The organism is Desulforhopalus sp. (assembly GCA_030247675.1).
Taxonomy (GTDB): Bacteria; Desulfobacterota; Desulfobulbia; order Desulfobulbales; family Desulfocapsaceae; genus Desulforhopalus_A.
In genome coordinates, this window is record JAOTRX010000003.1 from 80,731 (window position 1) to 106,953 (window position 26,223).

The following is a 26,223-nucleotide window of genomic DNA, read 5'->3' on the forward strand; positions in this document are numbered from 1 at the left end:
GAATTTTAATGAGTAAGTACCTGAAATGGTACTTTTATTGTTTGATTACAGGTCACTATAAAATAAGAGAGACACAATGAATATCAACAGATCGGCTTTAATGAAGGTGGTACTACTCGTATCACTATCGTACCTCGTAGGAGGGTGTGCCCTGCCTTCCCCCTTTATTCCCGATAATTATGCAGGAGATACAGCGATCATCAACGACACCTTTGATCAATTTGGCCATATGAACGCTGATATTTACTATGTTGAGTCCATTGACGGGAAAGTGATAGAAAATGCCATCGACTCAACAATGAGTGCAATCAATAGTGAGACCAAAAAAGCAGGGGCATGCTGGAGACTCAGTCCGGTTGGTCATCATCGAAAGGTCCCCACTCAACCGTTGCGCATTACTGTTGCTGGAAAGAAACTGAGTATTAATAAATTGTTAAGGTATACATCGGGGGCACTTGAGCCGGTAATTAAAGGTGAACTGCAATTTACGCCGGAAGCAAACGCTACGTATCTGGTCAAAGGAAACCTGAGTCCGGAATTCACTGGAATTTGGCTGGAAGATGGCTTTGGAAACATCGTGTCGACGGTTATTGGGACGATTAATCCCAATCGAAAAAACACTCCGCTGTCTTCTGCCGAAATAAAGAATTCAAAGGATGGAAATGCCGATTCCAGCCTGAGAAGGGACCTGTTCTTGGGCATCAGCAGCGGTGAAAATGAACTATTTGTAAAAGAAAAACTGGGAGAACCGGATGCAGTAGGCTCTGGAAGGGCAGACGGGTGGCGCGGGAGCGTATCATTCGTTACCAATTATTTCTACAATAACCTCGGAACGGTGCAGTTTTATGAAAAAGAGAAGCCGATTTTGTATGTCACAAAAATTATTCCCATAGGTGATGAGAAAAAGGACGACGAACTCGCAGATGAGAAGCCAGATGAGAAAATCGTGTTGGTTAAAAAATATCTCGCTGAAGGAAACAGCAAGGCTTTACTCGATGTAGCCAAGAATATCCTCCAATCCGGCGAAAACAATCAGGACAACCTTGATGAGTTGGCGGAAATCACCTGGGATCAGAGGAGCAAGACCGATAGAGATACCGCTGAAGTACTTTCATTGTTCTGTCAGATTTTAGGAAAGAGCAATAACCCTCGATATCGTTTGGTGCTGGGAACTTTAAAAGAGGAAGGAAGAACAAGGGCACTCCGAAAAAATGCAAGCCGAGGTCTGCAAAAACTCCCTGAAGTCAATATGGCAGAGCAATTTGAACCCGGGAAGGGCAACTCGAATATTTCTAGAAAATAGTTAGGCGATTTACAGTACCATGAGCGTGGCGATAGGTTCCAACAATCATAAACCAATCAGTGGGTTAATTTGACTGTTTCCTCAATGGCCGTAGCTGGTGGTTCGCATTGTTCTTCGCTTTATTTTCGAAGAAATCAAAGAAACACAAGAGCTTGCTGGCGGGTATAGCTAAGTTGAGCAGCTGGCCTGCTCAATCGAAACTTATGCCCTTTCGGTATATAAAATCCTTGAACTTGAAATTCGCCAGAACATGAACTGGAGGAACAAATGACAAGAACTTGGCAAGGAAGTACAGGTGATCTGTCAAAGGTTTTGAAACGTTTACCTTCGCAATGGCTAGTTTTGTTCATTATTCAATTCGCGCTGCTTTCATGCGCATCAAGGAGGCAGGCATTGCAAAGGTACTCAATATAGAGGAAGTGGGAGTAACGGAAGAACAAGGGGATACCATCGCAGCATCAGCGAAAAACGTTGTATCTGAGAATGCCTTTCCATTCTTTTTGATATTTTCAGGACAGACACGCACCGATAAATCAAATTTGGAGAAAACATTGAAAGGATCGAAAGCTTTTTTCTTACTATTTTGCCTCTTAATACTGATCTTTGTTGGCTGCGCACATAAAAAAAGGCAGGAGGTTCCTCCGCCGCTCCCAGCCTATCTCTCATTTTCCGGTCAGACTGGAAACGCCAAGATTACGGTCGATGCCGACGAATTTGTTTTGGATGAATCCTTCCTGAAAACCAACCGCTATCAATTGTCGGAAGGCAAGCATTCTGTAGTAGTGCGACACGGCGAAATGGTTGTCGTCAAGCGGTACTTTTATCTTCCCGGAGGGGTGGTAAAGGATATTAAAATCCCATCGCCTGAGGCGGTAAACAACCATAAAACCAACTGAATGAAGCGGATACATTTCAGTGATATTCCTCAAAGGGCAAACAGGTGATCATGTGAAGAATACATACAGACAGCAATTAATAGGATTGACAGTCCTCCTCTTGCTCCTACTGTCACTGAGTTCAGCCCACAGTTCTTGCGATAGATTGACCTACGCAGAGCGCCAAGACTCGAAGTTTCGTAAGTTTTGCGGCCATACCAGCCTTACCATAAGCGATAACCACGCCTGGGTGGTAAGCGAATATGCGCAAAGGCGTTTTGCTTTACCCAAGGAGTGGCGCGATAAAGAGCTGCGTGGTGCGGAGATTGCCGCTTTTCGTGTTGAGCCTTCAGGGCGTAAGCGCTGTCACGGCGAAGGGGACAGCAAAAAATGTGTCTGGTCCTTTGATTGTGTTCTCGATCTGTGGATCGACAGTGGTACCGAACTTGGGATAAAAAAGAAACATGATGTGGAGTTCAAACCGTGGAAAAGTTCTTTATATATTCTTGGTGAACGTAACCCCGAGATGAAGGCCAAGTGGCAGAATGGTTTTGGTCTTCAGGGAGTTGCCCTGGAGGTTGGAGGGCAACCTCCAGACGATCTATACACTGGCGAGGTGATCGGGTACAACAAAGGGGCTCTCAGGAAGGGCTTGACCTTGGTCACCATCCTGATCGACGGCAGGGCCACCTTGCTGCCACCCGATATCCCTCGAACGGTGCGCTTTGCCGTTTCGCCAAAGGAATCGCATTTGGTGCAGTTGCCGCCATCGTTTTGGCAGAGGGTTCTGGAACTTCATGCGGCAACTCCCACAGTAACTGAAACAAATTGGCGGGGCGGCAGGGAGGAAGACACCGGCCTCTGGGTATGTAGTCAGGATTTTGCTGACCGTTATAATATGCCAAGCTCCAGGGTTCGCGCAGAACTACATGGCGCCGAGGCAGTCTCCTACCGTATGGTCCCGAGCGGACAGAGTACCTGTGGGTATTTTAGTGACACAAGAAATTGCACCCCGGGAGGCTTGGGACAATGGAGTGAGGTGTTTGATTTTTACGTTGATAAACATGCCGATCTCCCCCTCACTGTTGGCGGTGATTTTGCCGTCAAATTCGGTGGACTTTCTGATAGCTCGATAGTGTTTTTAGGTGAACAATTTCAGGAAAATGATCCTCCTGACTATCCATGGCTTTTTAGCTATAAGCCGTTTAAGTTTGTCGAATTCACATATCGGATTCGAGAGAAAACAGGGGAGTTGAATCCAAAGTGGGGGGGGGGGGCACATATGGTCGCTACATGCTACACGGCAAGGCTTGGGGCTTGGATTTCTCGGTCGCTTCCGTCGATCAACATATATCTGCTCCATATAAAGGCAGTAGAGAGGAAGATAATTATTTCCTCTTTATTGATTCAAAACGTTTTGTTCATTGGGATCCCGACGGATTTGCAAAAAGCAGCCATGAAATAAGTCTGCCGCCAACCTTTATTGCCGAAATCCAGGAATATAACCGTCTGCATAAAGAACAGATGGGTTCCTTTCTTGATCTGGCCGAAAAGCGCTTAGGTGCTAAAAAGAAATAGTAATGGTCCTGGTATCTGTTGTCAGTTAACCGGTTTTTATAAAAATAATGTGGAGATCCTGCAATGGTCCGTGTAACCCACGCCGAACGTGTTCAACTGGCTGACGACGTCTATCTTAAAGGGAGAACTGAAATCAAAGCCCCTCCTGGTTGGGTGATCGAAAAATGGCAAGAAAACCCCAAATCCGGTCTAGAAATCTACGCACTGCGAAAAGAAAACACCAATGAAGTGGTCTTCGCTGTACGTGGCTCAGATACTGATGGAAAGGATTGGGAGGTATTAGATGGACCCAATTTTTCACATATCGCCGGTAAGCTTCACGAACAGGACAAAGAGGCTCTGACGTTTGTTGATATATTTAAGAAAGACAACAAACTCCCCAACGGAAGTGATAAGTTTGATTATAGCGTCACAGGAGATTCCAAAGGCGGCGCAATTGCGCAGATAATTAGTAATACTTTTGGTATGCGGGGAACCACTACCGATCCTGCCGCCGGTGGTGGTGTAGTAAAAGACCCCGACTATCTCGATTTTGTCAGAAACGAACTAGAAACCGTTTCCGAACCACTAGGGGTTCCCAAGGGGCAATTTCTGAATATTAGAGAAGAGGGGAGCCCAGTACCTTCTGGAAGTGGAATTTTTCCTGGCATTGAACATCTCGGAGAAACGGTCAGTTTTGATTTTGTTGTGGCGAAGTTCCGGGATGCGTTCATTGATCCTGTGGGGACGATTTTAGAGCAGCATACAATCCGGACGGAACGAATATCTGCTTTCAGCAATGCTCGGTCTGAAGAGGAAGTCGATCCTATTTATATTCTTATTAACGATAAAATTTCAAGTATTTCTTTGGAAATCAATTCGTTGGAGGCTAGGCTCAGCTTTTTTAACGCGTATCAGGGTTCTGATTCAGAAGATCAAAAAGAGATCAAAGATATTGAGCGCGAATTATACGCACTAAATAGTGAAAAGAATGAAGTTGAGGCTACCCGTCAGCATCTCATGGTCGCTGACTATGGTGATGCCGATGGTTATGTTGATCAGGAGCGTAAGAGTTATCTGGAGAGTGTTCGGTCAAACGGTTCTTCAACATTAACAGCTAACAGCGACAATTCGTTGCCCACCAGCCCGATCGAAAAAGAACAAACAACTGCCACCCCAGCAACCGACCCCTCCAAATCCCTCCCGACCACTTTCCTCGGTCTGGATGCGTCGCAGTGGCAATCCATGCTGCAGGCGGCCATTATCGCGCAAAAAGTTGAAGCGGTGGGCGATAAGATGACGGCCCTGCTCCATGCCTACGAGCAGGGGAGCGACTGGGATGCCTTTGAGGCGACGGTTAATCTTGTCCGGTCGCTTGATACGCTGGCCTTAGAGGACAGAACCTATGCAACGACGGCTGGGAGCTACTCCGCCGGGGTGCAGGGGATGTCAAGTGTAGTCAATGCCATCGGCGATATCATTCGGCTGCAACAGGCGATGGATAGCGACGATGAGTGGGCGGTTGCCCTGAATTCGGTATCGATCGTTGATAACTGCTTCGATGCTTACAATACCTTTCAAGGCAGGCCGGAGCCAATCCTTGGCAAGACCGCGGAGCCTACCCCTGGCATGATCGGCGGGGCGGTTGCCGGTGCGGCAGCTTCCCTGATCAGTCTTGGATTGAGCATCAAACAGTTGTCCGAGGCCTATGATGATGGCGACAGCATCGCCAAAATCCAGGCGACATTGAGCGTTGTGCAGAGCGGCCTGAGCACCTATGTGGCGCTCAGCCAGGCAAGCGCCGCTCTGGGTTTGTCCGTCGCAAGTAACGCGGCGGGATCGGTGGTTCCGCTTATTGGCTGCGCCATCGGTGTTGCTCAGGGCCTGCTGTCCATTGCCGATGGCGATATTCAGGGAGGGTCAGAGCAGATTGCCCTGGCGGTTGCTACCACCGTCCTCTGCTGTATCCCTGTTTACGGCTGGATCATCGCCCTCGCTCTGCAGCTCGGCAGCGCCACCCGCGGTTGCGACGGACAGATCATCGATACCGAAAACATCGAGGAGTTTACCGACGACATCGCCCCCGGTGGTGAGGAAGCGGCCCATGCGGCCATCGTCTGCCTGGAGAAACCTGCGGAATGGGCCAACGACATTTACGAGGACAATATCTACTACTCCGGCTACAACGTTGAGATGTGGGAGAAGAACGGGGTGCATATCCCCGATGACCTGGAAGGGCAGTTCGGCTTTGGCCAGGCCAATGCCGAGTTCTTCAATCCGCTACGCTACGCGCACTATGTCGAGGATCTCGACGAGATGAGCATTGGCGATATTTGGGACAGTTTGTACATCTCCCAGGGAATCGCCGCCACCATCGCCAGCATCTATAAAGACGATAAACCGCCCGAAGCCAAGGTGCGCTTCACCCTGAACGAAGATGGCCAGGTGACAACCCGGATCAGCGGCGATGCAGTCATGCACGAGGCGGCGATTTCCATGGCCTCGGTAGTGGGCAATGTCATCGAATGGTACCAAGCAGCCGGAGGCCGCATCGAAATCGACGGCAAGCTTCCCGGTCTGACGGTCATCCGCCATGAGGGCGCCACCATTAATTATGAGAGCCCAACCGGCGGCAAGGTCAATGTGGTGATCGAAGATATGTCGAGGAGTGTCGAGGAGATGCGCGGTGTTTTGTATGCCCGGGACCGCGGCGAACGTATCGACTCGGCGATCAAGGTGGCAACAGATGACCTCGGCGAGATAGATTTCGATAAAGTCGATGCCATCATGGCCGGCTACGGTTTCGGCAAAACCGGCATGACCTACACCTATGGTGAGACCGGCAAACGCCGGGCGGCGTCCTGGGACAGCGGCATTCTGGCGGGTGGCGGCAATATTGGTCCGCAGGGCCAGGTGTTTGCCGCCAAGGCAGGCGATATCACCTCTCTTGCTATACGCCCCGAGCAGCTGCCCAGCCAGAAAGTCGCTGACATCCTCCGTATTGCCAGTCTGAACGGCCTTTTCACCGGGCCGGGCTCCGAATTGTATGCCATGGCCCTTGGCTGCACCGGTGGCCTGTTTGGTCTTGCGGCAAGCGCCCAGGCGGGGGAACTGGCTGCCGCAACAAGCAACAGCCAGTTTATCAAGCCCTTGGATGGCTTTGAACGGCAGGAATATCTACGCCAGGCGGACGAAGTAGCCCAGCCGGAAAAATCCGCCACGCCCCAGTCCTCCAGCCACCCGGTCCCAGAACGTATCGATCCCGTGGCGATGCCCCAGTTCCTCGATCAGCACTGGCCGGAGCTCCTTGCCGGCACAGGCTTGCTTTCAGAGATCCCCGGTTCCGGCGCCTATTTTTACCGCGATTCGGCTGTGCTTGGCCAGGGCGGATCTCTTGCCGATGGCAGCCGGGCATCCTGGTGGCAGCACGATGACAGCGACGAGTTGTTTCGCACGCTTGTGGCACGCAGCGCCGGTGATCCCGGATTTTCGGAAGAGCCCGCGGCCGCTTTTTCCGGCCACCTCATTACCCCGGAGGATCTTCCTCCGGATACCGTTCTGCCGGAACCACCGCCAGGCATAAAACAAGGGGCGGTGTTTAGCATGGCCGAGGACACGATCCTGCGTTTTCTCCCCGTGCAACTGGCCGAGGATACCCTGGCTGGTGGCTACCTCAGGCAGACCGAGAACTGCCGCCTTGTCTCCTTTGGCTCAGCTCAGGGTGGTACGATTTGGCAGGACGGCACCGGCGATCTGCGCTTTGCCCCGACTCCTGGTTTTGTCGGTACCGGCTCTTTTTCCTATACGGTGCAGACGTCTTCCGGTGAACTGGTAGAAAAACTGGCGACGGTATTGGTGCAGGAGGTTAATCACGCCCCGGAACTTACCGATGATAGCTTTCATCTTGCCGAGGGCGAGATCTTCTATCTCGACCAGCTGCAGGCAAATGACCTCGACCCGGACGGTGACAGCCTTCACCTCGATCATCTCCGGGGGATCGAACATGGAGAGGTTCAGCAGGTTGGTGGGCGCTTGGCCTTTGTCCCGGAAGCGGGCTTCCACGGCGACATCGAGTTTTCCTACTGGGTGCGTGACCATGCCGACGCCTATCCGGTCATGGCCAAGGTGAGCCTTACCTATAGCGACGGCAATACCGCTCCGCTGGCCGTTGCCGACCGCTTCCTCACCACCGAGGACAGCCCGCTGAGGGTGGAAGTGGATCGCCTCCTCGCCAACGACCGGGAATATGATGGCGAAGCGCTCAGCTTTACCGGTCTTGGCGCGGCCCTGCACGGTGCGGTTGTCTTACAGGCGGACGGCTCGATCCTCTTTACCCCGGATGCCGATTATTGCGGCACGGAGGCCGGATTTCAATACCTGGTTGCCGATGCCTCGGGCAACAATGCCAGTGGCTGGGCAGCGGTCAAGGTCATTGCCCAGGATGACGCGCCGACCATCTGCACCACGGCTCACGCCGATATTCTGGAAGATGAGATGCTGATCTTCAGCCCGGAAGAAGTGGCGACCTTTGTCCGGGATGTTGATGGTGACGCCCTGCATCTCCAGCAGATCAGCAATGTCACCGGCGGCAGCATTGTCACCACCGGCGGGTACTTCGCCTTTGTGCCGGACGCCAACTCCTCCGGCCCGGCCTCCTTTGATTACCTGGCCGCCGACAATCAACGCGGCACGGTTGCCGGGCATCTGCAGTTTGCCATCCTGCCGGTCAACGACGCCATCGATACCGGCAGCGATGTCCTGAACACCACGGAAGAGCAGGCAGTTACCACCACGGTTGCCACCTTGCTGGCCAACGACCGCGATATAGACGGTTCGGTATTCACCTTCGCCGGCCTGAGTGATGCCCGGCACGGCAGTGTTACGGTCGATGGCGATGGTACGGTGACCTTTATTCCCGAAATCGATTATTTCGGCCCCGAGGCCGGATTTGCCTACCGGGTTGAAGACAGTCTGGGCCTGGCGTCGACAGGATGGGTGCAGGTGGTCGTGGCCGGGGTGAATGACGATCCGGCGATCATCGCCACAACCCTTGAAGGCCATGAAGACCAGCCGATACTCTTTGATGGGGTGACCATCTCCCGGTTTATCAGCGATCCCGATGGCGACGCCATCACCCTGACAGAGCTTACCGCGGCAAGCGGCGGGAGGGTTTCCACCAGCGCAGGCCATTACATTTTTACCCCCGACGGCAATTACCACGGCCCGGCGATCCTTTCCTACCGGGCAACTGACGGCCATGGCGCGATTCTGACCGGCGCCCTGGATCTCGCAATCCTTTCCCAGGACGACCCGACCACCTTTGCCGGCCATAACTTCACTGTCGAGGAGGACGGGGTGCTGGTTGACACTGTCGCCGAGCTGATGGAAGGTAACAGTGATGGGGATGGCGACGGCTCTCTGGAATTTGTCGGCCTGGGCGGGGCAAGCCATGGCCAGGTGCGGATGACCGATAGCGGTGCGGTGCAATTTTTACCGGACCGCGACTATTTTGGTGAGGACGCGGGGTTTGCCTACTCGGTTCGCGATGGTGAGGGGTGGCAGGCAGACGGTTGGGTGGCGGTGAAGGTGACAGGTGTCGCCGACGAAGCGGAGGTCATCGGCGACCGGTTGTATATCGATGAAGACCAGGCCCTGGCCTTTACATCCTCTGAGATTGCCAGGTTTATTCAGGATCCGGACGGCGATCTCTTTCATCTCGACATGGTGAGCGATGTTGTCGGCGGCAGAATCGAAGAAAGCGGCGGCATCTACACCTTTATTCCCGACCAGGATTTCTACGGCGAGGCGTCGCTTGCCTATCTGGCAAGCAACAGCCGGGGCGATGAGATCGGCGGCCAGCTGCATCTCGGTATTGTGCCGGTCAATGATCTGCCGGAAACAACGTATTTCTCAAGCAGCGGGGTCGAAGACCAGGAGGTGACCATGAAGGTGGCAGACCTCATGGCCGGGGCGGTCGATGTCGAGGATGGGGCAGTTCTGCGCTTTGGCGGCATCGACAGCTCCCTGCACGGCGATGTGTATGTCGATCCGCAGGGGATGATTCATTTTCTTCCGGATAAGGACTTCTCCGGCAGCGCCTTCTTTCGCTATCTGGTTCGTGATGAGGAGGGAGGGATTGGCACCGGCTTTGTCGGTGTTGCGCTTGCGGCGGTAAATGACGCGCCGCTTGCCACAGAGGATGAAGGCATTCTTGCCTACAGCAACAACTCCTATGAAAACATCTATCTGGCCGAGACATTCCTGGCCAATGACCGAGACGCAGACAATGATCCCCTGCGGATCACCGCCGTCGGCCCCGCCGAGTTCGGCAGCGTTGCCCTGGATGGCGCCGGCAATGTCCGCTACCTTGCTCCCTCTGCCGACTGGCTGGGTATCGACAGCTTCAGCTACAGGATAGGGGACGGCAACGGTGGTTTTGCCGAGGCCAAGGCGGTAATCGACGTGCAGACCAACGCTGTACCTGAGCTTTCCTCGGAACTCCTTTTTATCGTCGAGGATGGTATTGCGGTCACCAACCAGGCTGATTTACTCACCAATGACTGGGATAGCGAAGGCGATTCCCTGCGTATTATCGCCGTTGATCAGGTAGAGCACGGCCAGGTCGAACTCCTGGGCGACGGGACAATCCGTTTCACGCCGGAGTTGAATTATAACAAGCTCTATCCGGGGCAGGCGAGTTTTCGCTATACGGTCTCCGATGGCATCAGCGACGCGGTGACCGCCATGGCCTTTTTTGATATCGCACCGGTGAATGACAATCCGATTGCCTGTGGTGAACGTATTGCCGGCGCCGTGGAAGACAATACCCTGATCTTTTCTACCGCCGATCTGCTCGCCAATGATGGTGATGTCGAAATGGCTTCGCCGTATGAAGACGATGCCTTGGCGGTCGCCGGGGTCTTCGCTGCCGGCCATGGTCAGCTTGCCTACGACCCCGCTAGCGGCATCATCTCCTATCTTCCAGGTGTCGACTTTTATGGCCTGGATACCTTCAGCTATACGGTAATCGATTCCCATGGCGGCGAGTCGGTTGTCCAGGCGGAGATTCTGGTCGATCCGGTCAACGACCGGCCGGTAGTCCACTACGATAACGGCGAGGCCGAGGACAGCGTTTGGAATAGCTACCGGATCAGCAGTTTGCTCGGCAATGACAGCGACGCCGATGGCGACATCTTGACAATGCAGAGTCCGCATGTCATCTCGGGGCATGCCGATATCCGCGTCTCCGGCGGTAGTCTGCTGGTGCGGCCGGATTTTCGTGAAGACCGGGTGGTGGTCGGCTATACCGTTTCCGACGGCCATGGCGGAGAGACAGCGAGCCAGCTGAGAATTGACGGGATCCGTGAGCATAACTTCGCCCCGACTTTTTCCGGGATCTATGCCATTGGCTGGAAAAATGGCTACACGGTGTGGTTCAACTTCCACGCCGAAGACCCCAATGGCGGCAATACCTGGGGGGAACAGGGCGACATCGTTACTATCAACTGTTCGGCACCGAATGTCGGCACAATCACCGATGAAGCGGGTTTTACCTTTAAATTTAAAGGCGATGTCGCCAATGCCTCGGTGATACTCACTGCCGTCGATCAGGCCGGGGCAAGCGGATCGATCTACGTGAAGTTGAGCAATTTATCGATAGAAGATGGCAACTACGTCTATTCACCGGTGGTTTTTGATCTTGATGGTGATGGTGTTGAGCTGGTTGATATCTCCGCGGGCGTGACCTTTGACTGGAACCGTGATGGCGATGCTGAAGGGACGGGATGGGCAGGCCGGGATGACGGATTCTTGGTCTACGATTATGACCACGACCGGATCGTCAGCCATGCCAGCGAACTTGTCCTGCGTGAGTACGACCCCGCGGCAGCAACTGATCTTGAAGGCCTGCGAGCCTTTGACAGCAACACCGACGGCATTTTCGACGCAGCCGACGAGACCTGGCGATCCTTTGCCGTCTGGCAGGACCGTGATGGCAACGGCCAGACCGATGACCAGGAATTTGCCACCCTGGAAGAACGGGGAATAACGGCCATCACCCTGCAGAGCGATCAGAATTTCCGTGAATTTCAGGGGAATATTATTCACGGAGAGACCACCTTTCAGTGGGAGGATGGGAGCACCGGCGTGGTTGCCGATGTCGGGCTTATCGGTGAATCCCTGACAATGGTTGCCGTGCCCGCAGATGGTGAGGATGTGGACCTTCTCTTTGATGATGCCGAGCTCAATCGCCTGGCCTCACAGCTTTGCTCGGATATCGCTGCTTATCCGGCGGATGAGACGGTTGCTGCCGCCGTCGCCGTTGTTGAACCGGTTTATGATGGGGATGTTGTCGATATACAGGAAACCAGCGGACATGGTTATCAAACGATGGTTTGCTGAATAGCAGACGGTAGCTGTCTTGATGGAAGAGGAGGCGAGTGGTGCAATACCTTCAGACGGGGCAGGCACAAGGTCTTTGATTGCCTACAAGGAAGGCAATTGGATGGGTGAGGTGATACCTCGACAATCCAAAAGATCGAAAATATTTGATTTCGTGTTTTCTTTTCTTTGACCATTGGTTTTTCTGAGGCTACCATATTGGTAATGGAGTCGTGGTCCTCTCGCGAAGGCTTTAGCCTTGACCGGAGAGGTGTTACCGTTGCCTTGGTTCCGGTGAGGCCAAACACGAAAGATGATATGGTACGCGTCCGATGAAGTCAAAAAAATTGGCGAAAACGACAGTCAGTGATGATTTGGTCGGAGTTGAAAGAGAAGTGGCCATCCTGCTCAGCGATATGGTCGGTTATTCCCGGAAAACCGCGGATATGAGGCCGACGGAGATCAGGGATTTCATGCTGCAGTATCACCGTAATCTCAAGCAGATTGTTCATTCTGTCTGCGGCAAAGGCCAGGATATCGAATCTTCGGCAGGCGACGGCGCCGTTGCTCTAATCCAAAGAAAACCAGGACAGGGCAAGGATCAGATGTGTGGCCAGGCCCTTGATGTTGCCCTGGAGATGGTCCGGGCCATGACCCGGGGAATCATTCCCGATACCCGGATTGGCTTGTTTACTGGAGATCTGATTGAGGCAACTCTCGATGGCAGTGTCATGCGGTTTGGAGCCAGTTTTTCGGTGGCCAGTCGCCTTGAGGAGTTATGCGGCTATTTTGGTACCAAGATTCTTATGGATCGGGGAATGGCCTTCTGGCAGACTGAGCATTCCAGGTATTTGGTCTGTATCGGCAAGGTAACGCCCAAGAATTTCATGCATCCAGTCCATATTTTTTCGGTTTACAAACCTGGTATTCACCAGTGTCCCGCCGATGTCGACAAAAAGAAGCTTTTGCAATTTATCGAAAAGAAAAATCGTGCCATAGAGTTGTTTTGCGGTAATGTCCTGCAGGGCATTCATCCGGACTTCCCTTTGGCACGGCAGAGGTTACTCGATGTTCAAGGTCTGTTTGTAGAGATGACCGGCAAAAAGGATTTTCCGACTGAACGGGTTCTGGAATACATCGGCAACCACCCGAGCCCGGAAGAGGACTTTCGGCAGGTTGGTATGAAAATCGGTGAATCTGACGGACAGCGTCTGGGGATTCGTTTGCTTAATCTTTCCAGCGAGCTCTTTAAGGCCCTGAATGAAGAATTTTACCAGGCACTAGTCGTTGATACCGCTTGGGAGCGAAAGTTCAAATTGGTCTGGCGGAAGAAAAATGAGTTGATCATTCATGTCAACGACAACCCGGATGGTGTCTATTTTATTGATGAGGGAAGTGTCTCCATTCTTGATGCCAATGGCCTGGAGCTTGGTGTCTTGACCGCCGGCGATGTGTTTGGTGAGATGGCCTATTTTTCCAAAAAGGGCTTGCGAAACGCCACGGTGATCGCCAAAACCGACCTTGTTCTTCGCAGAATCTCCGGCGAAGACCTGAGCGGATTGCCGACGCTCAAAAAAATCTTTAAGAGAATCAACCAAAAAAGGAAGGGGCGTGGATAACTCCCCGGCGTGGACCGTGTATCCAGCCAGGTTGGGGTTTAAATAGGCATAACGAAATGGAACGTCAGTTGGCAATTGGTTGTTTGCGAACATTGATTCAGGATAAAGAAGGGCACAGGGCGAGCGATGATATTTCAGGAAATGTTGGATGTATTGAAGGCAATTTATGAACAGAGTATGCCGTTTCATCGTCTCCTGCAGGTGCGGATAACCGCCCTTACCGCCTCCGATGTCGAGGCGCGAATAGATATGCGGGAAGAATTGGTCGGCAATTTTGTCCGGGGAATTCTCCACGGTGGGGTGATTTCCTCTATCCTTGACCTCGCCGGCGGGCTGGTCGCCTCGGTTGAGCTATTAAAGCATCTGGAAGGAATGGATGTTGAGGAACTCGCTAAACGCATGGCAAAAATAGGCACGATCGATCTGCGGGTTGACTATCTTCGCCCAGGGAAAGGAGAGTTTTTTATCGCAACCGGTTCGGTCCTGCGCAAAGGCAGCAAAGTGGCGGTTGTGCGTACCGAACTCGTCAATGACCAAAAAGTTCTCATCGCGGCAGGAACCGGAACCTATCTGGTTGGGTGAAAAGAGTTCGATTCGCGGATGCTGCCATTCCGGTTATCAATTATAGCAGTAGTCTCAGCAGTCATTGTCTCCTGGTTCCCCCCACCTTGGCTAAGTACTGTGCGCGCACAAATCCTACGGCGACAAATGGCGCATGAAGGGCGTCTTACAACTGCACATCTATCAGGCCTACTGGTACCATCCATCTGATATAGAAATGCGGTGAGATCTGCATTTCCTTGAGTGATTTTCCCCCAAATGGAGCAGCATTCCCAATGCCATTAGTCTCCGGAATGTACACTCAAATGCTGATTTTTGACAAGGACTCGTCGCTAAATGGCAATTATTACGTCAACAATGCTACATTGAATAATAATCTGTAAAAAAAGATATAATATGACAATTTGTAGTGTTTACATGAAAATTTCAGCGGATAAAGCAGGTTGTGCAGGACAGGGGGTGAAAGAGGGATGGCACTTGTGGTAATGTGTTAGGAATTATGCTTTTGAGCCAGCCCGGTGGGGTGTGGAATATCCCTCCGGGCGGGTTTGCGGCGAGTCCCTTAGCTGAAGGGGATGGCCCGCAGGCTGTCGGCGTCGAAGAGGTGAATGGCCTCCAGCTGGAGGCAAAAGGTCATTTGCGTCTCCGCCAGTATTCGTTGCCGGCCATCACATTTGGCGATAAATTTGACCCCGAAAATGTCAATATGTAGATGGGTCTCGCCACCCAACGGTTCAACCACCTCGACCAGACCGTTGACACCCCACTCACCTGGCTGGGCAGGGCGAGAGTCGGGGAAAAGCGGCCGGATGCTTTCTGTACGAATACCAAAGATCACCTTTCGGCCTTCCTGCAGCTCGCTGTTTTGGCCGTTTCCAGCAAGGGGAATTCGTAAACCGTCGGATAAAACCACCTGACAGTCCTCGGCAGTACGATGAAGGTGCCCTTCCACAAGGTTCATCGGCGGATTACCGATGAAACCGGCGACAAAGGTGTTGGCCGGGTGTTCGAAAAGGTCGATCGGTGTACCAATCTGCTCGACTTTCCCCTGGCGCATGACGACGATACGGTCGGCGAGGGTCATTGCCTCCACCTGGTCATGGGTGACGTAGATTACCGTTGAGCGGACCTTGCGGTGCAGCAGTTTGATCTCAGTGCGCATTGAGTTGCGCAGCTTGGCATCGAGATTGGAGAGGGGCTCGTCAAAGAGAAACACCGAGGGATTGCGGACAATGGCCCTACCCATTGCCACCCGCTGCCGTTGACCACCGGAGAGTTCGTGGGGTTTGCGGGCAAGGAGTTCGCCGATACCAAGGATGTGCGCCGCTTCTTGCACCCGGCTTTCGATCTCCGCCTTGGAAAAACCCTTGATGGTCAGGCCGAACGACATGTTTTTATAAACGTTCATGTGCGGATACAAGGCGTAATTTTGGAAGACCATGGCACAGCCCCGGTCTTTAGGGGCCATATCATTGACAATTTTGTCGCCAATCCGGATAGTGCCTTCGCTTATTTCTTCAAGACCCGCGACCATCCGCAGCAGGGTTGACTTGCCGCAACCGGAGGGGCCAACCAGCACCAGGAATTCCGTGTCGGCGATGGTCAAATCAACGCCATGCACGACCTGAATCTTGCCAAAACGCTTCACCACATTTTCGAGAACTACCTGTGCCATTTTCTATCTCTCTATGATCGTTAGAAATAGTTGCAGTCGAATCTTCTTGTCGCAACATATGTGTTTTTTACCACCGTGACACTACTGCATTCGAAGACAAAAACCAATATGAAGCCGCTAAAAATTGCTTGAAGTATCGCCAATCATCAAAGCGACAAAACTTGACTCTCGTTTCAGAACCGATTATGAAAAATGCTGAGATGCTTGCTGATTTTTAGGAGCCATGGCGAAATGGACCCGGCCGTTTTCCCTATTTCGTGAGGTTTCCTTAGGTAGTTCCGGCATTTCTCCGGCCCTGCTGGTGATGAGCGATAGTTTGACCTGCTGGACCGGGGATCTGCCCAGTGTTCGTAGAAGCCATTTTTTTAAACACTTACAGGAGGATGACTCATGAAAGGAAAACGTGGATTGACGATCATAGCCATGATGGCGGCATTTGTTCTCTTTGCCGGCCAGGTCTGGGCGGAGCCGATCACCATTGAATGGTGGCACGCCATGCGTGGGGCAAGGGGCGAGACCCTTGACAAGATGGTCAAGGCCTTTAATGATTCGCAAACTGAGTACAAGGTCGTTGCCACCAATAAAGGCGATTACGGTGAAGTCGTCAACGCCGGTGTCGCCGCCTACCGGGCGAAAAAGCATCCGCATATCCTCATGTCCTTCGAAGTCGGCACCATGACCATGATGCTCTCCGGGGCTATATATCCTGTCTACAAGTTAATGGCTGACGAAGGCTATAAAATTGACTGGTCGAGCTACCTGCAGGCCGTCCTTAGCTATTATGTTGATGAAAAAAACAACCTCCTCTCCTTGCCCTTCAACTCTTCGACTGCGGTAATGTATTACAACGTCGATCTGTTCAAGAAGGCCGGTCTTGAAATGCCGTCGAAAACCGTGCCGCTTACCTGGGATCAAATGGGCGAAATTACCAAGAAGCTCGTTGCCGCAGGGGCCAAGAAGGGTTTGGTCACCACCTGGCAGTCGTGGATTCAGATTGAAAACTACAGCGCCATGCACGATATTCCTTTCGCCTCCAAGGCCAACGGCTACGAAGGCCTCGATTGTGAGCTGATGATCAACAACCCCAAGGTGGTAAAACACCTGGAGCGCCTCAAATCCTGGATGGCCGACGGGCGTTTTGCCTATGAAGGACGCGAGTATCAAGGCCCGAACGCCGCCTTCGTGGCCGGCGATGCGGCGATCATGACCGAGTCGGTCAGTGGTATCGGTAATGTCAAAAAGAACGCCAAGTTCGCATGGGACATCGCACCGCTGCCTGTTGAGGCCGATATGAAGCAACCGCAGAACAGTATCATCGGCGGGGCCTCTCTCTGGGTTATGTCTGGGCATCCGAAGAAAGATTATAAAGGTGTTGCCGCCTTTTTGAATTTCCTGGCCCAGAACGATATGCAGGAACTCTGGCATGTGGAAACCGGTTACTTCCCGATTACCACCAAGGCCTATGAATCGCTGAAGTCCAAAGGTTTCTTTGATAAAATTCCCTACCAGGAAGTCGGTATCAAGCAGCTCAACCGGACTGTGCCCAACAAGAACTCCCGGGGTATTCGGCTCGGCTATTTTGTACAGATTCGCAACATCCTTGACGAAGAGATGGAACTGATCTGGAACGGCAGCAAGACTCCGCAACAGGCGATGGCCGATGCCGTCAAACGTGGCAACGAAAAGCTTCGTGAGTTTGAAAAAACCAATAAATAGAGGCGAGTAGATCTTCCATCCCTCTTTGTGCCGGGCCACTGGATACTCAAGGCAATTCTTGAGTATCCGGTGGTCACCGGTGCACTTCCGGCAACCGTTGGCAACGCATTTGGCGATTACCCGGCTATCCTATGATCAAACGTTCCCACTTTAAATCAAACGCCTTGGCCTATCTGCTGATTACTCCGCAGGTGTTGGTTACGGTGGCATTCTTTTACTGGCCAGCACTCCAGGGACTGTTCCAATCGCTCATGCTCAGCGATCCTTTCGGCCGACGGAGCCAATTCGTCTGGTTCGAAAACTTTGTGCGGATATTCACAGATATCCTTTACCTGAAATCGGTAGGCATCACCCTGTTTTTCAGTCTCGCCACCGCTCTCACCAGTATTGTCTTCGGGATGGCCCTGGGCTGTCTGGCCAACCGGGCCCTGCGGGCCAAGGCGCTGATTCGCACCCTGCTCATCTGGCCGTATGCGGTGGCCCCGGCTATATCAGGGATTCTCTGGCTGTTTCTCCTCCATCCTTCGTATGGGGTTGTTGCTTATTTTCTCGAAAACGTCGTGGGCATAGATTGGAATCCCTTATTGAATGGCAATGACGCCTTGTTTCTGGTGGTGATCGCCAGCGCCTGGAAACAGATCAGCTACAACTTCGTGTTTTTCATGGCCGGGCTGCAGGCCATTCCCAAATCGTTGATCGAGGCCGCGGCCATTGATGGCGCCGGGCCGCTTCGCCGTTTTTGGGTGATTACCTTTCCCTTGCTGTCACCGACTGTCTTCTTTCTCACGGTAATGAACATCATTTACGCCTTCTTTGAAACCTTCGGGGTGATCCATGCGGTCACTCAGGGCGGGCCCGGTGGAGCGACCAATACCCTGGTGTACAAGGTCTATCAGGATGGTTTCGTCGGCTTGAACATGGGGGCTTCGGCGGCTCAATCGCTGGTGCTGATGGCGCTGATCATTACCGTTACCGTTCTGCAATTCCGCTTCGTTGAAAAACGAGTCCAGTACACTACGTGATTCGCTATGATGGTTGAACGTACCCCGATACTTGATACATTCACCTACGTCTTCCTGATGGCGGGGATCTGCGTTGTCGGTTTTCCTATCTTCTACGCAGTAACCGCCGCCACCCTGCCGCTTGATGAAGTTGCCAAAATTCCGATGCCGTTGATTCCCGGCGATCAATTCTGGGTCAACATCCATGCTGCCTGGGATGAAGGGCATCTTGGCCGTCAGTTGGTTAATTCTTTTGTTATGGCCTCGGGCATCACTATCGGCAAGATAGTGGTGTCCATGCTCGGCGCATTTTCCATCGTGTATTTCAACTATCGCTTCCGCATGGTGGCCTTCGCGACCGTTTTCTGCACCCTGATGTTGCCCGTCGAGGTCCGTATCCTGCCAACCTATGAAATGGCCGCCAACCTCCTCGGACCGGTGCAATGGCTGGTGGATACCCTGCATCTCAACAGTTTGGCGCAGTGGCTGGCCGGCAATGATTTTGAGATTGCCCTGGAGTGGAGTCTTTTGAATAGCTATACCGGCCTGATTCTGCCGCTCGTCGCCTCAGCCACCTGCACCTTTTTGTTCAGGCAGTTTTTTTTGACCATCCCCGAGGAACTCTGCGAGGCGGCAAAGCTTGACGGAGCCTCGCCGATGGTCTTTTTCTGGAAGATTCTCCTGCCCCTTTCCACCACCAATATTGCCGCCCTGGTGGTCATCGAGTTCGTCTACGGCTGGAACCAGTACCTCTGGCCGCTGCTCATCACCACCAGTCAGGACATGACCACCGCGGTTATCGGTCTCAAGGATTTAATTCCCCAGACCGATGATGTACCGATGTGGAATGTTGCTATGGCCGGATCGCTGCTGGTCATGGCACCCCCGGTCCTGGTGGTGCTACTGATGCAGCGGTGGTTCGTTAAAGGACTTGTCGAACGGGAGAAATAGGCCCTGATTCAAGGAGGAAATCGGCCAGTTCGGAAAAGCCGTCGCCGCCCTCCTGTTCAGTGACCAATGCCGGTTGATGCTCCATTTGCCCGGCGAAACCAAGCACATTGGCTACCCCGACACTGTACGGAAAGAAGCCGAACATCGGCGCGTCGTTCGGTGAATCACCGGCATAGAGAACCTGCCGGCGTTCCTTTTCAATATCCACGGCAAAGACCTCGGCAAAAAAGCGGCGGCTCATGGCCAGTTTGTCGTAATCGCCAAACCAGCCATTGACATGGATGGAGCTGACCTTGGCGATGGCACCGGCCCTGGTGAAGCATTCAACAATGGCCTGAATTGCCTCCCGGCCGAGCGGCGGCACGTCCTCGCAGAAATCGATGGCCAAATCAGCCTCACGATAAGCCTGGTCGGCGGCAACGGCGCTGCCGGGCACGGTGCGCAATACCTCCTCCTCGATTGCCGCAAGCCGGACCTTATCGGCCAGGCGCTCCTTCTCCTGTTTCCAATAGCGCCGCAGCATGGTTCTTCGCCCCTCGTCGTAGCGAAAATAGAGGGCGCCGTTTTCCCCCACGACGCCTGCCACTGGCCATTGCCTGGCAATCAGATCGCACCACCCGGCCGGACGGCCGGTGACCGGAATGACGTGATAACCCGCTTCGGTCAGGCGCCACAGGGCGGCGTATGCCGACGCCGGCAGCTTGCCACCGAGGGTGAGGGTGTCGTCAATGTCGGTGAGGATATAACGGATTCCCCTGGAGGCGTCAGGGGCCATTGTCCGAAGCGGCTGCATAGCTTTGTAACTCCTTTTGTGCCTTGATTATTTGCTGAGGGTCCGTCTGACCGCGTCTTTCCAGCCATTATATTTGCGGATGCGTATTTCCTCGGCCAAGGCCGGGTTGAAACGGGTATCGCGTTTCCAGTCGTTAGCGAACTGCTCCGGCGGCGGAAAGAGTCCTTTCTGCAGACCGGCGAGGTAGGCGGCGCCGAGAGCGGTGGTTTCGAGAATCACCGGGCGGTCGACCGGGGCGCTGAGGATATCGGCAAGAAACTGCATGGTGAAGTTGGAGGCGACCATGCCGCCATCAACGCGCAGCACCGTTTCCCCCATATTGCCCCAGTCGCGACGCATTGCTTCAAGGAGATCGCGGGTCTGGTAGCAGACCGATTCCAGGGCCGCCTTCGACAATTCGGCGGGTCCGGTTGCCCGGGTCAGGCCGAAAATGGCGCCGCGGGCATCGGCATCCCAATGCGGTGCGCCGAGGCCGGTGAAGGCCGGTACGAGGTAGACATCCTGGTTGATGTCGGCCTGACGGGCCAGCTTGCCGGTGTCGGAGGCCGATTCAATCAGTCCCATGGCATCGCGCATCCACTGGACAGCGGCGCCGGCAACAAAGATCGAGCCTTCCAGGGCGTAGGTGGTTTTGCCGGCCAGGCGGTAGCCGATGGTGGTCAGCAGGCGGTTACGCGACTGGACTGCCTGTTCTCCAGTGTTAAGGACAATGAAGCAGCCGGTGCCGTAGGTCGATTTAATCATCCCCGGCTGAAAACAGGCCTGGCCGACGAGGGCTGCCTGCTGATCGCCGGCGATTCCGCCAATGGCGATGGCGCTGCCGAAAAGTGCCGGATCGGTACTGCCGAAATCGGCCGACGAGTCGCGCACCTCGGGAAGCAGCGAAGCGGGGATGTCGAAAAGACGCAGCAGCTCTTTGTCCCAGCAGTTGTCATGGATATTGAAAAGCATGGTGCGTGAGGCGTTGGTGGCATCGGTGGCGTGTACTTTGCCGCCGGTCAGGCGCCACAGTAAGAAGCTGTCAACGGTGCCGAAGCGCAGTCTGCCGGTTTCGGCCCTTTCCCGGGCACCCGGGACATGGTCGAGAAGCCATTTGATCTTGGTTCCGGAGAAATAGGAATCAAGGAGCAGCCCGGTTTTCCTGGTGATCAGCGGATCGTGGCCTGCCGCCCGAAGCTCTGCGCAGAAATCGGAGGTCCGCCGATCCTGCCAGACGATGGCCCTGTGGATCGCTTGTCCCGAATCGGTATCCCAGATGATCGTTGTCTCCCGTTGATTGGTGATGCCGATGGCGGTGATATCACCTGCGGCAAGACCGGTTTCGGCCAGGGCCCTGCGACAGGTGGCAAGGGTGGTGCTCCAAATTTCCTCGGGGTCATGCTCCACCCAGCCGGATTGGGGGAAGAACTGCCGGAACTCTTGCTGGGCGCCGCCGACGATCTCCAATCTGTCATTGAAGATAAGGGCGCGGCTGGAGGTGGTTCCCTGGTCGATTGCCAGAATGTGAGAGGCCATATGCTTCTCCTGTCCTGTGGATGGGCTGCTTGCCGGAAAATGTTCTATCCTTACCTCCTGGATAGCGATGTTGCAATATATGCGTCAAGCGCCAGAACCTCATCCGCTTTGAGGACGAGACCCAGACGGGTGCGTCGCCACAGCACGTCGGCACTGTTGCATGCCCACTCGTTGGCGATAAGATAATCGACCTCGAAGCCAAAGAGATCACCGCCAAAATGATAGCCCATATCGGCCGTGCTCCTGATCCCAGCGGTCATCGAGCGGGCACGGGTTCCGTAGGTTCTGACCAAGCGGGTGGCGTGGCAGCGCTGCAGAACCGGACAAGCGGCCAGCAATCTATCCACCTCCCCGGCAAAAGTGTCAGGTTGAAAATCACCGCCGGGGAGGTGGGCGTTTTCCGTCCATTTGCCGCCCATCCCGGGGAGGAAGGGGGAGAGCTTTGCCAGCACGGACTCGGCAAGTTTCCGGTACGTGGTGAGCTTGCCGCCATAAATGGACAGGAGCGGGGCTTCCCCCTGACTGACGTCGAGTTTCAGGACATAGTCGCGGGTGGCGGCCTTGGCGTCGCTCTTGCCATCATCAAAAAGCGGCCGAATACCGGAAAAGCTGCTCACCACATCGTTTGCCGACAGCTGGCGGGTAAAGTATTCGGAGGCGGCATGGCACAGGTAGAGGGTCTCTTCCTGGGAGATGGAGGCCGCGCCGGGATCGCCATGGAAATCGACATCAGTGGTGCCGATGAGGGTAAAGTCCTTTTCGTAGGGAATGGCGAAGATGATCCGGCCATCGGCGTTTTGGAAGATATAGGCCCGGTCGTGGTCGAACAATTTATTGACTATGATATGACTGCCCTTCACCATGCGGATATGTTCCCTGGTAGCGCTGTGTGAGATATGGTTGAGCAGCTCGTCGAGCCAAGGGCCGGTGGCGTTGATCAGCACTCGGGATTGGACCAAGTATTCCCTGTCGAGGTTGTTGTCGAAAAGCCGAAGGTCCCAAATCCCGTTACTCCTCGTCGCCGCCAGGAGTTTTGAGCGGGTGCGAATGGTTGCCCCTCTCGCTGCGGCGTCCATGGCATTGAGAACCACCAGCCTGCTGTCCATGACCCAACAGTCGGAATATTCAAAACCCTTGGAGAAATTTTGTTTGAGAACCTTGCCGGCCTCGTCGGTGCGGAGGTTGACAGAGGTGGTGCTGGGAAGCAGCTTCCGGCCGCCGATATGGTCGTAGAGGAAGAGGCCGAGGCGAATAAGCCAGGCTGGCCGCAACCCGGCGTGATGCGGCAGGATGAAGCGCAGCGGCGAGATGATATGGGGGGCGGCCCGGAGCAGAACCTCGCGTTCCCGCAGGGCTTCGCGAACCAGGCGAAATTCGTAGTATTCGAGGTAGCGCAGGCCGCCGTGGATGAGTTTGGTGGAGGCCGATGAGGTCCCGCAGGCCAGATCATTCTGTTCGGTGAGAAATACGGACAGCCCCCGGCCCGCCGCGTCACGGGCAATTCCGCAGCCGTTTATGCCGCCGCCGATTACGGCAAGATCAAAGATTGGTGTGGTCACATTAACCTCATGACGGGGTGGTTTGTGGGAATTAGCAATTACGGACCAAGTCTTGCCTTCGGTCTCTTGACTGTCGTGTTGCGTCGTTTCTACCTTGCCCTTTTGCAGGGCGATAGAGTATCTGATATAACCTTTCGAACCTCAAGTAAATATATCGAAAATCCGTTAGAGAAACAAATACTGTTACCAACCGCGGCAAATGACAGTACCCACTTTGGGGATTTGCTGCATCGTATCCTATGGAGTATATAATGACGCGCACCCGGGCGAATCTCCTTCTCGTCTTGACTTCAATGATCTGGGGCAGCAGTTTCGTCGTGCAGCAGATCGGCACCGGTGAACTGGGCACCATCACTTTCACCGGCGCCCGCTTTCTCGTCGGCGCCCTCGTCGTCCTGCCTTTTGCCCTGCGGCAGATGGGGAGGCTTAGGCAGGAAGGACGGCGGTTTTCACCCTCCGACACCCTTGGTATAGTTGTTACCGGCTCCATGCTGCTCACTGCGGCGGCGCTGCAGCAGCATGGTATTCTGCGGACCTCCGTCACCAACTCTGGTTTTCTCACTGCCCTGTACATCCCCCTGGTTCCATTGATTGGACTTATTTTTTTGAAACGCCGGGTTCATTTTGCCATTTGGCCGGCATCGATCGGCTGTTTCGCCGGCACCTTTATCCTCAGTGGGGCGCAGCATGTCGCTCTGGCTGATGGTGACCTGTGGATTCTTTCCAGCACCCTTTTCTGGGCAATCCATGTCATCCTCGTTGGTACCATGGCTGTGCGAACCAAGGCACCGCTGGTGGTGGCCTGCGGGCAGTTTTTGGTGTGTGGGTTCTGCGGTCTCGGCCTTGGCTTTTGCTTTGAATCACCGACCGTTCCGCAGATGCTTGGCGCTATCTGGGGAATTCTCTATGTGGGGATTTTTTCGGTTGGCCTGGCTTTCACCCTGCAGGTGGTCGGCCAGCGCTTCACGCCACCAGCCGACACAGTGATCATCCTCAGCTCCGAGACGGTTTTCGCGGCCCTTGGCGGTGTGGTATTCCTCGGCGAGCGATTGTCGCCATGGCAGTTGTCCGGCGCTGCCATCATCCTGGCAAGCATCCTTCTTGCCGAGCTCCTGCCGCTGACCAATATCGGCCGCCCCAGGCCCCTCCAGTAGACAGAAGGGCCGTGGGTGCAAGCGCGTGGCTATGCAGGCCATAGATCATTTATACCGCAAGGGCATACGTTTCGATTGCGCAGACAAGCTGCTCAACTCATCTTTAACGAAACAGGGCAGTGAACTCCTGAAAGCCTTCCTCCGCCAGTTTTTCAGCCGGGATAAAGCGTAACGACGCGGAATTGATGCAATACCGCAGTCCGGTTGGCGCCGGGCCGTCGTCAAAGACATGGCCCAGGTGCGAATTACCCTTCTTGCTGCGCACCTCAGTCCTGACCGTAAACCACGACTTGTCGGAACGTTCAACAATATTGTCCTTTACCAGCGGTTGGGTAAAACTCGGCCAGCCCGTTTTCGAATCAAATTTGTCGGTTGAGCTAAACAGGGGTTCGCCGGAGACGATATCGACGTAGATGCCGGACGCCTCGTTGTTCCAGTAGGCATTGTCAAAAGGCGGCTCGGTTCCTTCTTCCTGAGTTACCTTATACTGCAGGGGTGTGAGCCGGCTGCGCAAATCCTCCGCCTTGTTGTCCTGTACCATAGTGATCTCCTTTCCCTGCCAGTATTTTTTCAGGAAATCGTCCCGTCCGGAACCGTTTCGGTAGTAGCTGTAACGGATTGGATTGTTTTTATAGTAATCCTGGTGGTATTCCTCCGCCGGCCAGAATTCCTGGGCCGGTTCAATGGGTGTTACAATAGGTCTGGCGAAGATAGCGCTTTTTGCCAGGTTGTCCTTTGATTCCTCAGCCAGCTTTTTCTGAACGTCGTTGTAATAAAAAATCCCGGAAATATAGGAATGACCCCGGTCAACAAACTGGCCTCCGCCATCGGTCGGGTCGATCTGCCGCCAGAAGGTGTCGAGAAGTTGCTGGTAGGATATCTTTTGCGGGTCGAAGATGATCCGCACCACTTCAATGTGTCCACCGGTACCGTAGTCCTGGTAGGTTGGATTTTTACTGTTGCCTCCGGAATAGCCGGAGGTTACTGAGATCACCCCATCCAGGACCTCGAAGGGTTTTTCCATACACCAAAAACAGCCGCCGGCAAAGAGGGCGATTTCGGTGGTACGAGGGGTGGCAGGTGCTTTCGCCGGCGCTGTTGTGTCGGCGATTCCGGTAATCACCCCGGCAAGAAAGAGGGTGGTGGTAATACTGAGTAGGATCAGGAGAGAAGTCTTCATAGTTGCTCCGTCGGTGTTATGAGAAAGATCGAATCCGATAGATCATTGCGGTTTTCTGGGAAAGAGTAGCTCCATCTAGCATGGCCTTGGTGGCCTTGGAGTGATACGAAGACGATAAGCAGTTTTATGAATGGGAGAAAGGGGGGCGATGCTGAGGAGGCGGGAGGCAGGCAAGCAGCCTGTCGTTATTGCCGGCAAATGCACCATGTAAAGGCACGTAAAGCTAGTGGAAAGGACCTGTTTCAGGGGATGGGCCGCAGATTCATAAATTTTGATAACATATAGATATTGTGGCTAATTATAACTAGACATCGACCCGACATGGGCAAGATATCAGGCCAAATCGAGACCGATTCATCCGGATGTCCACTAGGATGATTGTGGT

At 53.8% G+C, this 26,223-nt stretch carries 15 protein-coding genes; 10 read left to right on the forward strand and 5 right to left on the reverse strand.

Features of this window, described 5'->3' with window-relative positions; genetic code table 11:
• The first annotated feature begins 76 nt into the window (after nucleotides 1-76).
• The 6 genes from OEL83_07680 (at nucleotide 77) to OEL83_07705 (ending at nucleotide 14,315) form a co-directional block, all read left to right on the forward strand.
• Entirely contained in the window at nucleotides 77-1,303 is a 1,227-nt protein-coding gene (locus OEL83_07680) for a hypothetical protein (protein ID MDK9706917.1), read from the forward strand.
• A 332-nt stretch (nucleotides 1,304-1,635) separates the two neighbouring features.
• Complete coding sequence (locus OEL83_07685; GenBank protein MDK9706918.1) at nucleotides 1,636-2,199, forward strand: hypothetical protein; 564 nt, start codon at nucleotides 1,636-1,638, stop codon at nucleotides 2,197-2,199.
• Nucleotides 2,200-2,251: 52 nt separating this feature from the next.
• Nucleotides 2,252-3,643: a hypothetical protein gene (locus OEL83_07690; GenBank protein ID MDK9706919.1), complete on the forward strand. Its 1,392-nt coding sequence runs from the start codon at nucleotides 2,252-2,254 to the stop codon at nucleotides 3,641-3,643.
• 176 nt (nucleotides 3,644-3,819) lie between these two features.
• Nucleotides 3,820-12,135, forward strand: a complete 8,316-nt coding sequence (locus tag OEL83_07695) for a tandem-95 repeat protein (GenBank protein MDK9706920.1) — start codon at nucleotides 3,820-3,822, stop codon at nucleotides 12,133-12,135.
• A 311-nt stretch (nucleotides 12,136-12,446) separates the two neighbouring features.
• Nucleotides 12,447-13,733: a cyclic nucleotide-binding domain-containing protein gene (locus OEL83_07700; GenBank protein ID MDK9706921.1), complete on the forward strand. Its 1,287-nt coding sequence runs from the start codon at nucleotides 12,447-12,449 to the stop codon at nucleotides 13,731-13,733.
• A 141-nt stretch (nucleotides 13,734-13,874) separates the two neighbouring features.
• Nucleotides 13,875-14,315 (forward strand): thioesterase family protein, encoded by a 441-nt coding sequence (locus OEL83_07705; protein MDK9706922.1) that lies wholly within the window; start codon nucleotides 13,875-13,877, stop codon nucleotides 14,313-14,315.
• 541 nt (nucleotides 14,316-14,856) lie between these two features.
• Here OEL83_07705 and ugpC read toward each other — a convergent pair.
• On the reverse strand, nucleotides 14,857-15,969 hold the full coding sequence (ugpC, locus tag OEL83_07710) for a sn-glycerol-3-phosphate ABC transporter ATP-binding protein UgpC (GenBank protein ID MDK9706923.1): 1,113 nt from the start codon (nucleotides 15,967-15,969) through the stop codon (nucleotides 14,857-14,859).
• Between the two features lie 390 nt (nucleotides 15,970-16,359).
• On the opposite strand from ugpC, the gene ugpB reads away from it, so the two are divergent.
• The 3 genes from ugpB (at nucleotide 16,360) to OEL83_07725 (ending at nucleotide 19,637) form a co-directional block, all read left to right on the forward strand.
• Entirely contained in the window at nucleotides 16,360-17,685 is a 1,326-nt protein-coding gene (ugpB, locus tag OEL83_07715; GenBank protein MDK9706924.1) for a sn-glycerol-3-phosphate ABC transporter substrate-binding protein UgpB, read from the forward strand.
• A gap of 131 nt (nucleotides 17,686-17,816) precedes the next feature.
• Nucleotides 17,817-18,707, forward strand: coding sequence for a sn-glycerol-3-phosphate ABC transporter permease UgpA (gene ugpA, locus OEL83_07720; protein MDK9706925.1), 891 nt, complete (start codon nucleotides 17,817-17,819; stop codon nucleotides 18,705-18,707).
• Between the two features lie 6 nt (nucleotides 18,708-18,713).
• The gene (locus OEL83_07725) at nucleotides 18,714-19,637 is read left to right on the forward strand and encodes an ABC transporter permease subunit (GenBank protein MDK9706926.1); all 924 of its coding nucleotides are present in this window, start codon (nucleotides 18,714-18,716) and stop codon (nucleotides 19,635-19,637) included.
• On the opposite strand, the gene OEL83_07730 is transcribed toward OEL83_07725, so the two are convergent.
• The 3 genes from OEL83_07730 to glpD are packed head-to-tail and all read right to left on the reverse strand — an operon-like array spanning nucleotide 19,609 to nucleotide 23,504.
• Nucleotides 19,609-20,430: an HAD-IIB family hydrolase gene (locus tag OEL83_07730; protein ID MDK9706927.1), complete on the reverse strand. Its 822-nt coding sequence runs from the start codon at nucleotides 20,428-20,430 to the stop codon at nucleotides 19,609-19,611. The two genes, OEL83_07725 and OEL83_07730, sit on opposite strands and share 29 nt — an antisense overlap.
• Nucleotides 20,431-20,457: 27 nt before the next feature.
• Complete coding sequence (glpK, locus tag OEL83_07735; GenBank protein ID MDK9706928.1) at nucleotides 20,458-21,945, reverse strand: glycerol kinase GlpK; 1,488 nt, start codon at nucleotides 21,943-21,945, stop codon at nucleotides 20,458-20,460.
• Nucleotides 21,946-21,995: 50 nt separating this feature from the next.
• Nucleotides 21,996-23,504, reverse strand: a complete 1,509-nt coding sequence (glpD, locus tag OEL83_07740; protein MDK9706929.1) for a glycerol-3-phosphate dehydrogenase — start codon at nucleotides 23,502-23,504, stop codon at nucleotides 21,996-21,998.
• Between the two features lie 251 nt (nucleotides 23,505-23,755).
• Here glpD and OEL83_07745 point away from each other — a divergent pair, with 251 nt between their 5' ends.
• Nucleotides 23,756-24,658 carry a DMT family transporter gene (locus tag OEL83_07745; GenBank protein MDK9706930.1) on the forward strand — a complete coding sequence of 301 codons (903 nt, stop codon included), beginning with the start codon at nucleotides 23,756-23,758 and terminating at the stop codon, nucleotides 24,656-24,658.
• A 103-nt stretch (nucleotides 24,659-24,761) separates the two neighbouring features.
• Here the strand turns inward: OEL83_07745 and msrB are convergent, their stop codons facing one another.
• Nucleotides 24,762-25,838: a peptide-methionine (R)-S-oxide reductase MsrB gene (gene msrB, locus OEL83_07750; GenBank protein ID MDK9706931.1), complete on the reverse strand. Its 1,077-nt coding sequence runs from the start codon at nucleotides 25,836-25,838 to the stop codon at nucleotides 24,762-24,764.
• Nucleotides 25,839-26,223: the final 385 nt, after the last annotated feature.

Bases quoted from the DNA above. Each gene is read 5' to 3' on its own strand.
- OEL83_07680 (MDK9706917.1), top strand. From the start codon at position 77: ATGAATATCAACAGATCGGCTTTAATGAAGGTGGTACTACTCGTATCA.
- OEL83_07685 (MDK9706918.1), top strand. From the start codon at position 1,636: ATGGCTAGTTTTGTTCATTATTCAATTCGCGCTGCTTTCATGCGCATC.
- OEL83_07695 (MDK9706920.1), top strand. From the start codon at position 3,820: ATGGTCCGTGTAACCCACGCCGAACGTGTTCAACTGGCTGACGACGTC.
- OEL83_07700 (MDK9706921.1), top strand. From the start codon at position 12,447: ATGAAGTCAAAAAAATTGGCGAAAACGACAGTCAGTGATGATTTGGTC.
- OEL83_07705 (MDK9706922.1), top strand. From the start codon at position 13,875: ATGTTGGATGTATTGAAGGCAATTTATGAACAGAGTATGCCGTTTCAT.
- ugpC (MDK9706923.1), bottom strand. From the start codon at position 15,969: ATGGCACAGGTAGTTCTCGAAAATGTGGTGAAGCGTTTTGGCAAGATT.
- ugpB (MDK9706924.1), top strand. From the start codon at position 16,360: ATGAAAGGAAAACGTGGATTGACGATCATAGCCATGATGGCGGCATTT.
- ugpA (MDK9706925.1), top strand. From the start codon at position 17,817: ATGATCAAACGTTCCCACTTTAAATCAAACGCCTTGGCCTATCTGCTG.
- OEL83_07725 (MDK9706926.1), top strand. From the start codon at position 18,714: ATGATGGTTGAACGTACCCCGATACTTGATACATTCACCTACGTCTTC.
- OEL83_07730 (MDK9706927.1), bottom strand. From the start codon at position 20,430: ATGCAGCCGCTTCGGACAATGGCCCCTGACGCCTCCAGGGGAATCCGT.
- glpK (MDK9706928.1), bottom strand. From the start codon at position 21,945: ATGGCCTCTCACATTCTGGCAATCGACCAGGGAACCACCTCCAGCCGC.
- OEL83_07745 (MDK9706930.1), top strand. From the start codon at position 23,756: ATGACGCGCACCCGGGCGAATCTCCTTCTCGTCTTGACTTCAATGATC.
- msrB (MDK9706931.1), bottom strand. From the start codon at position 25,838: ATGAAGACTTCTCTCCTGATCCTACTCAGTATTACCACCACCCTCTTT.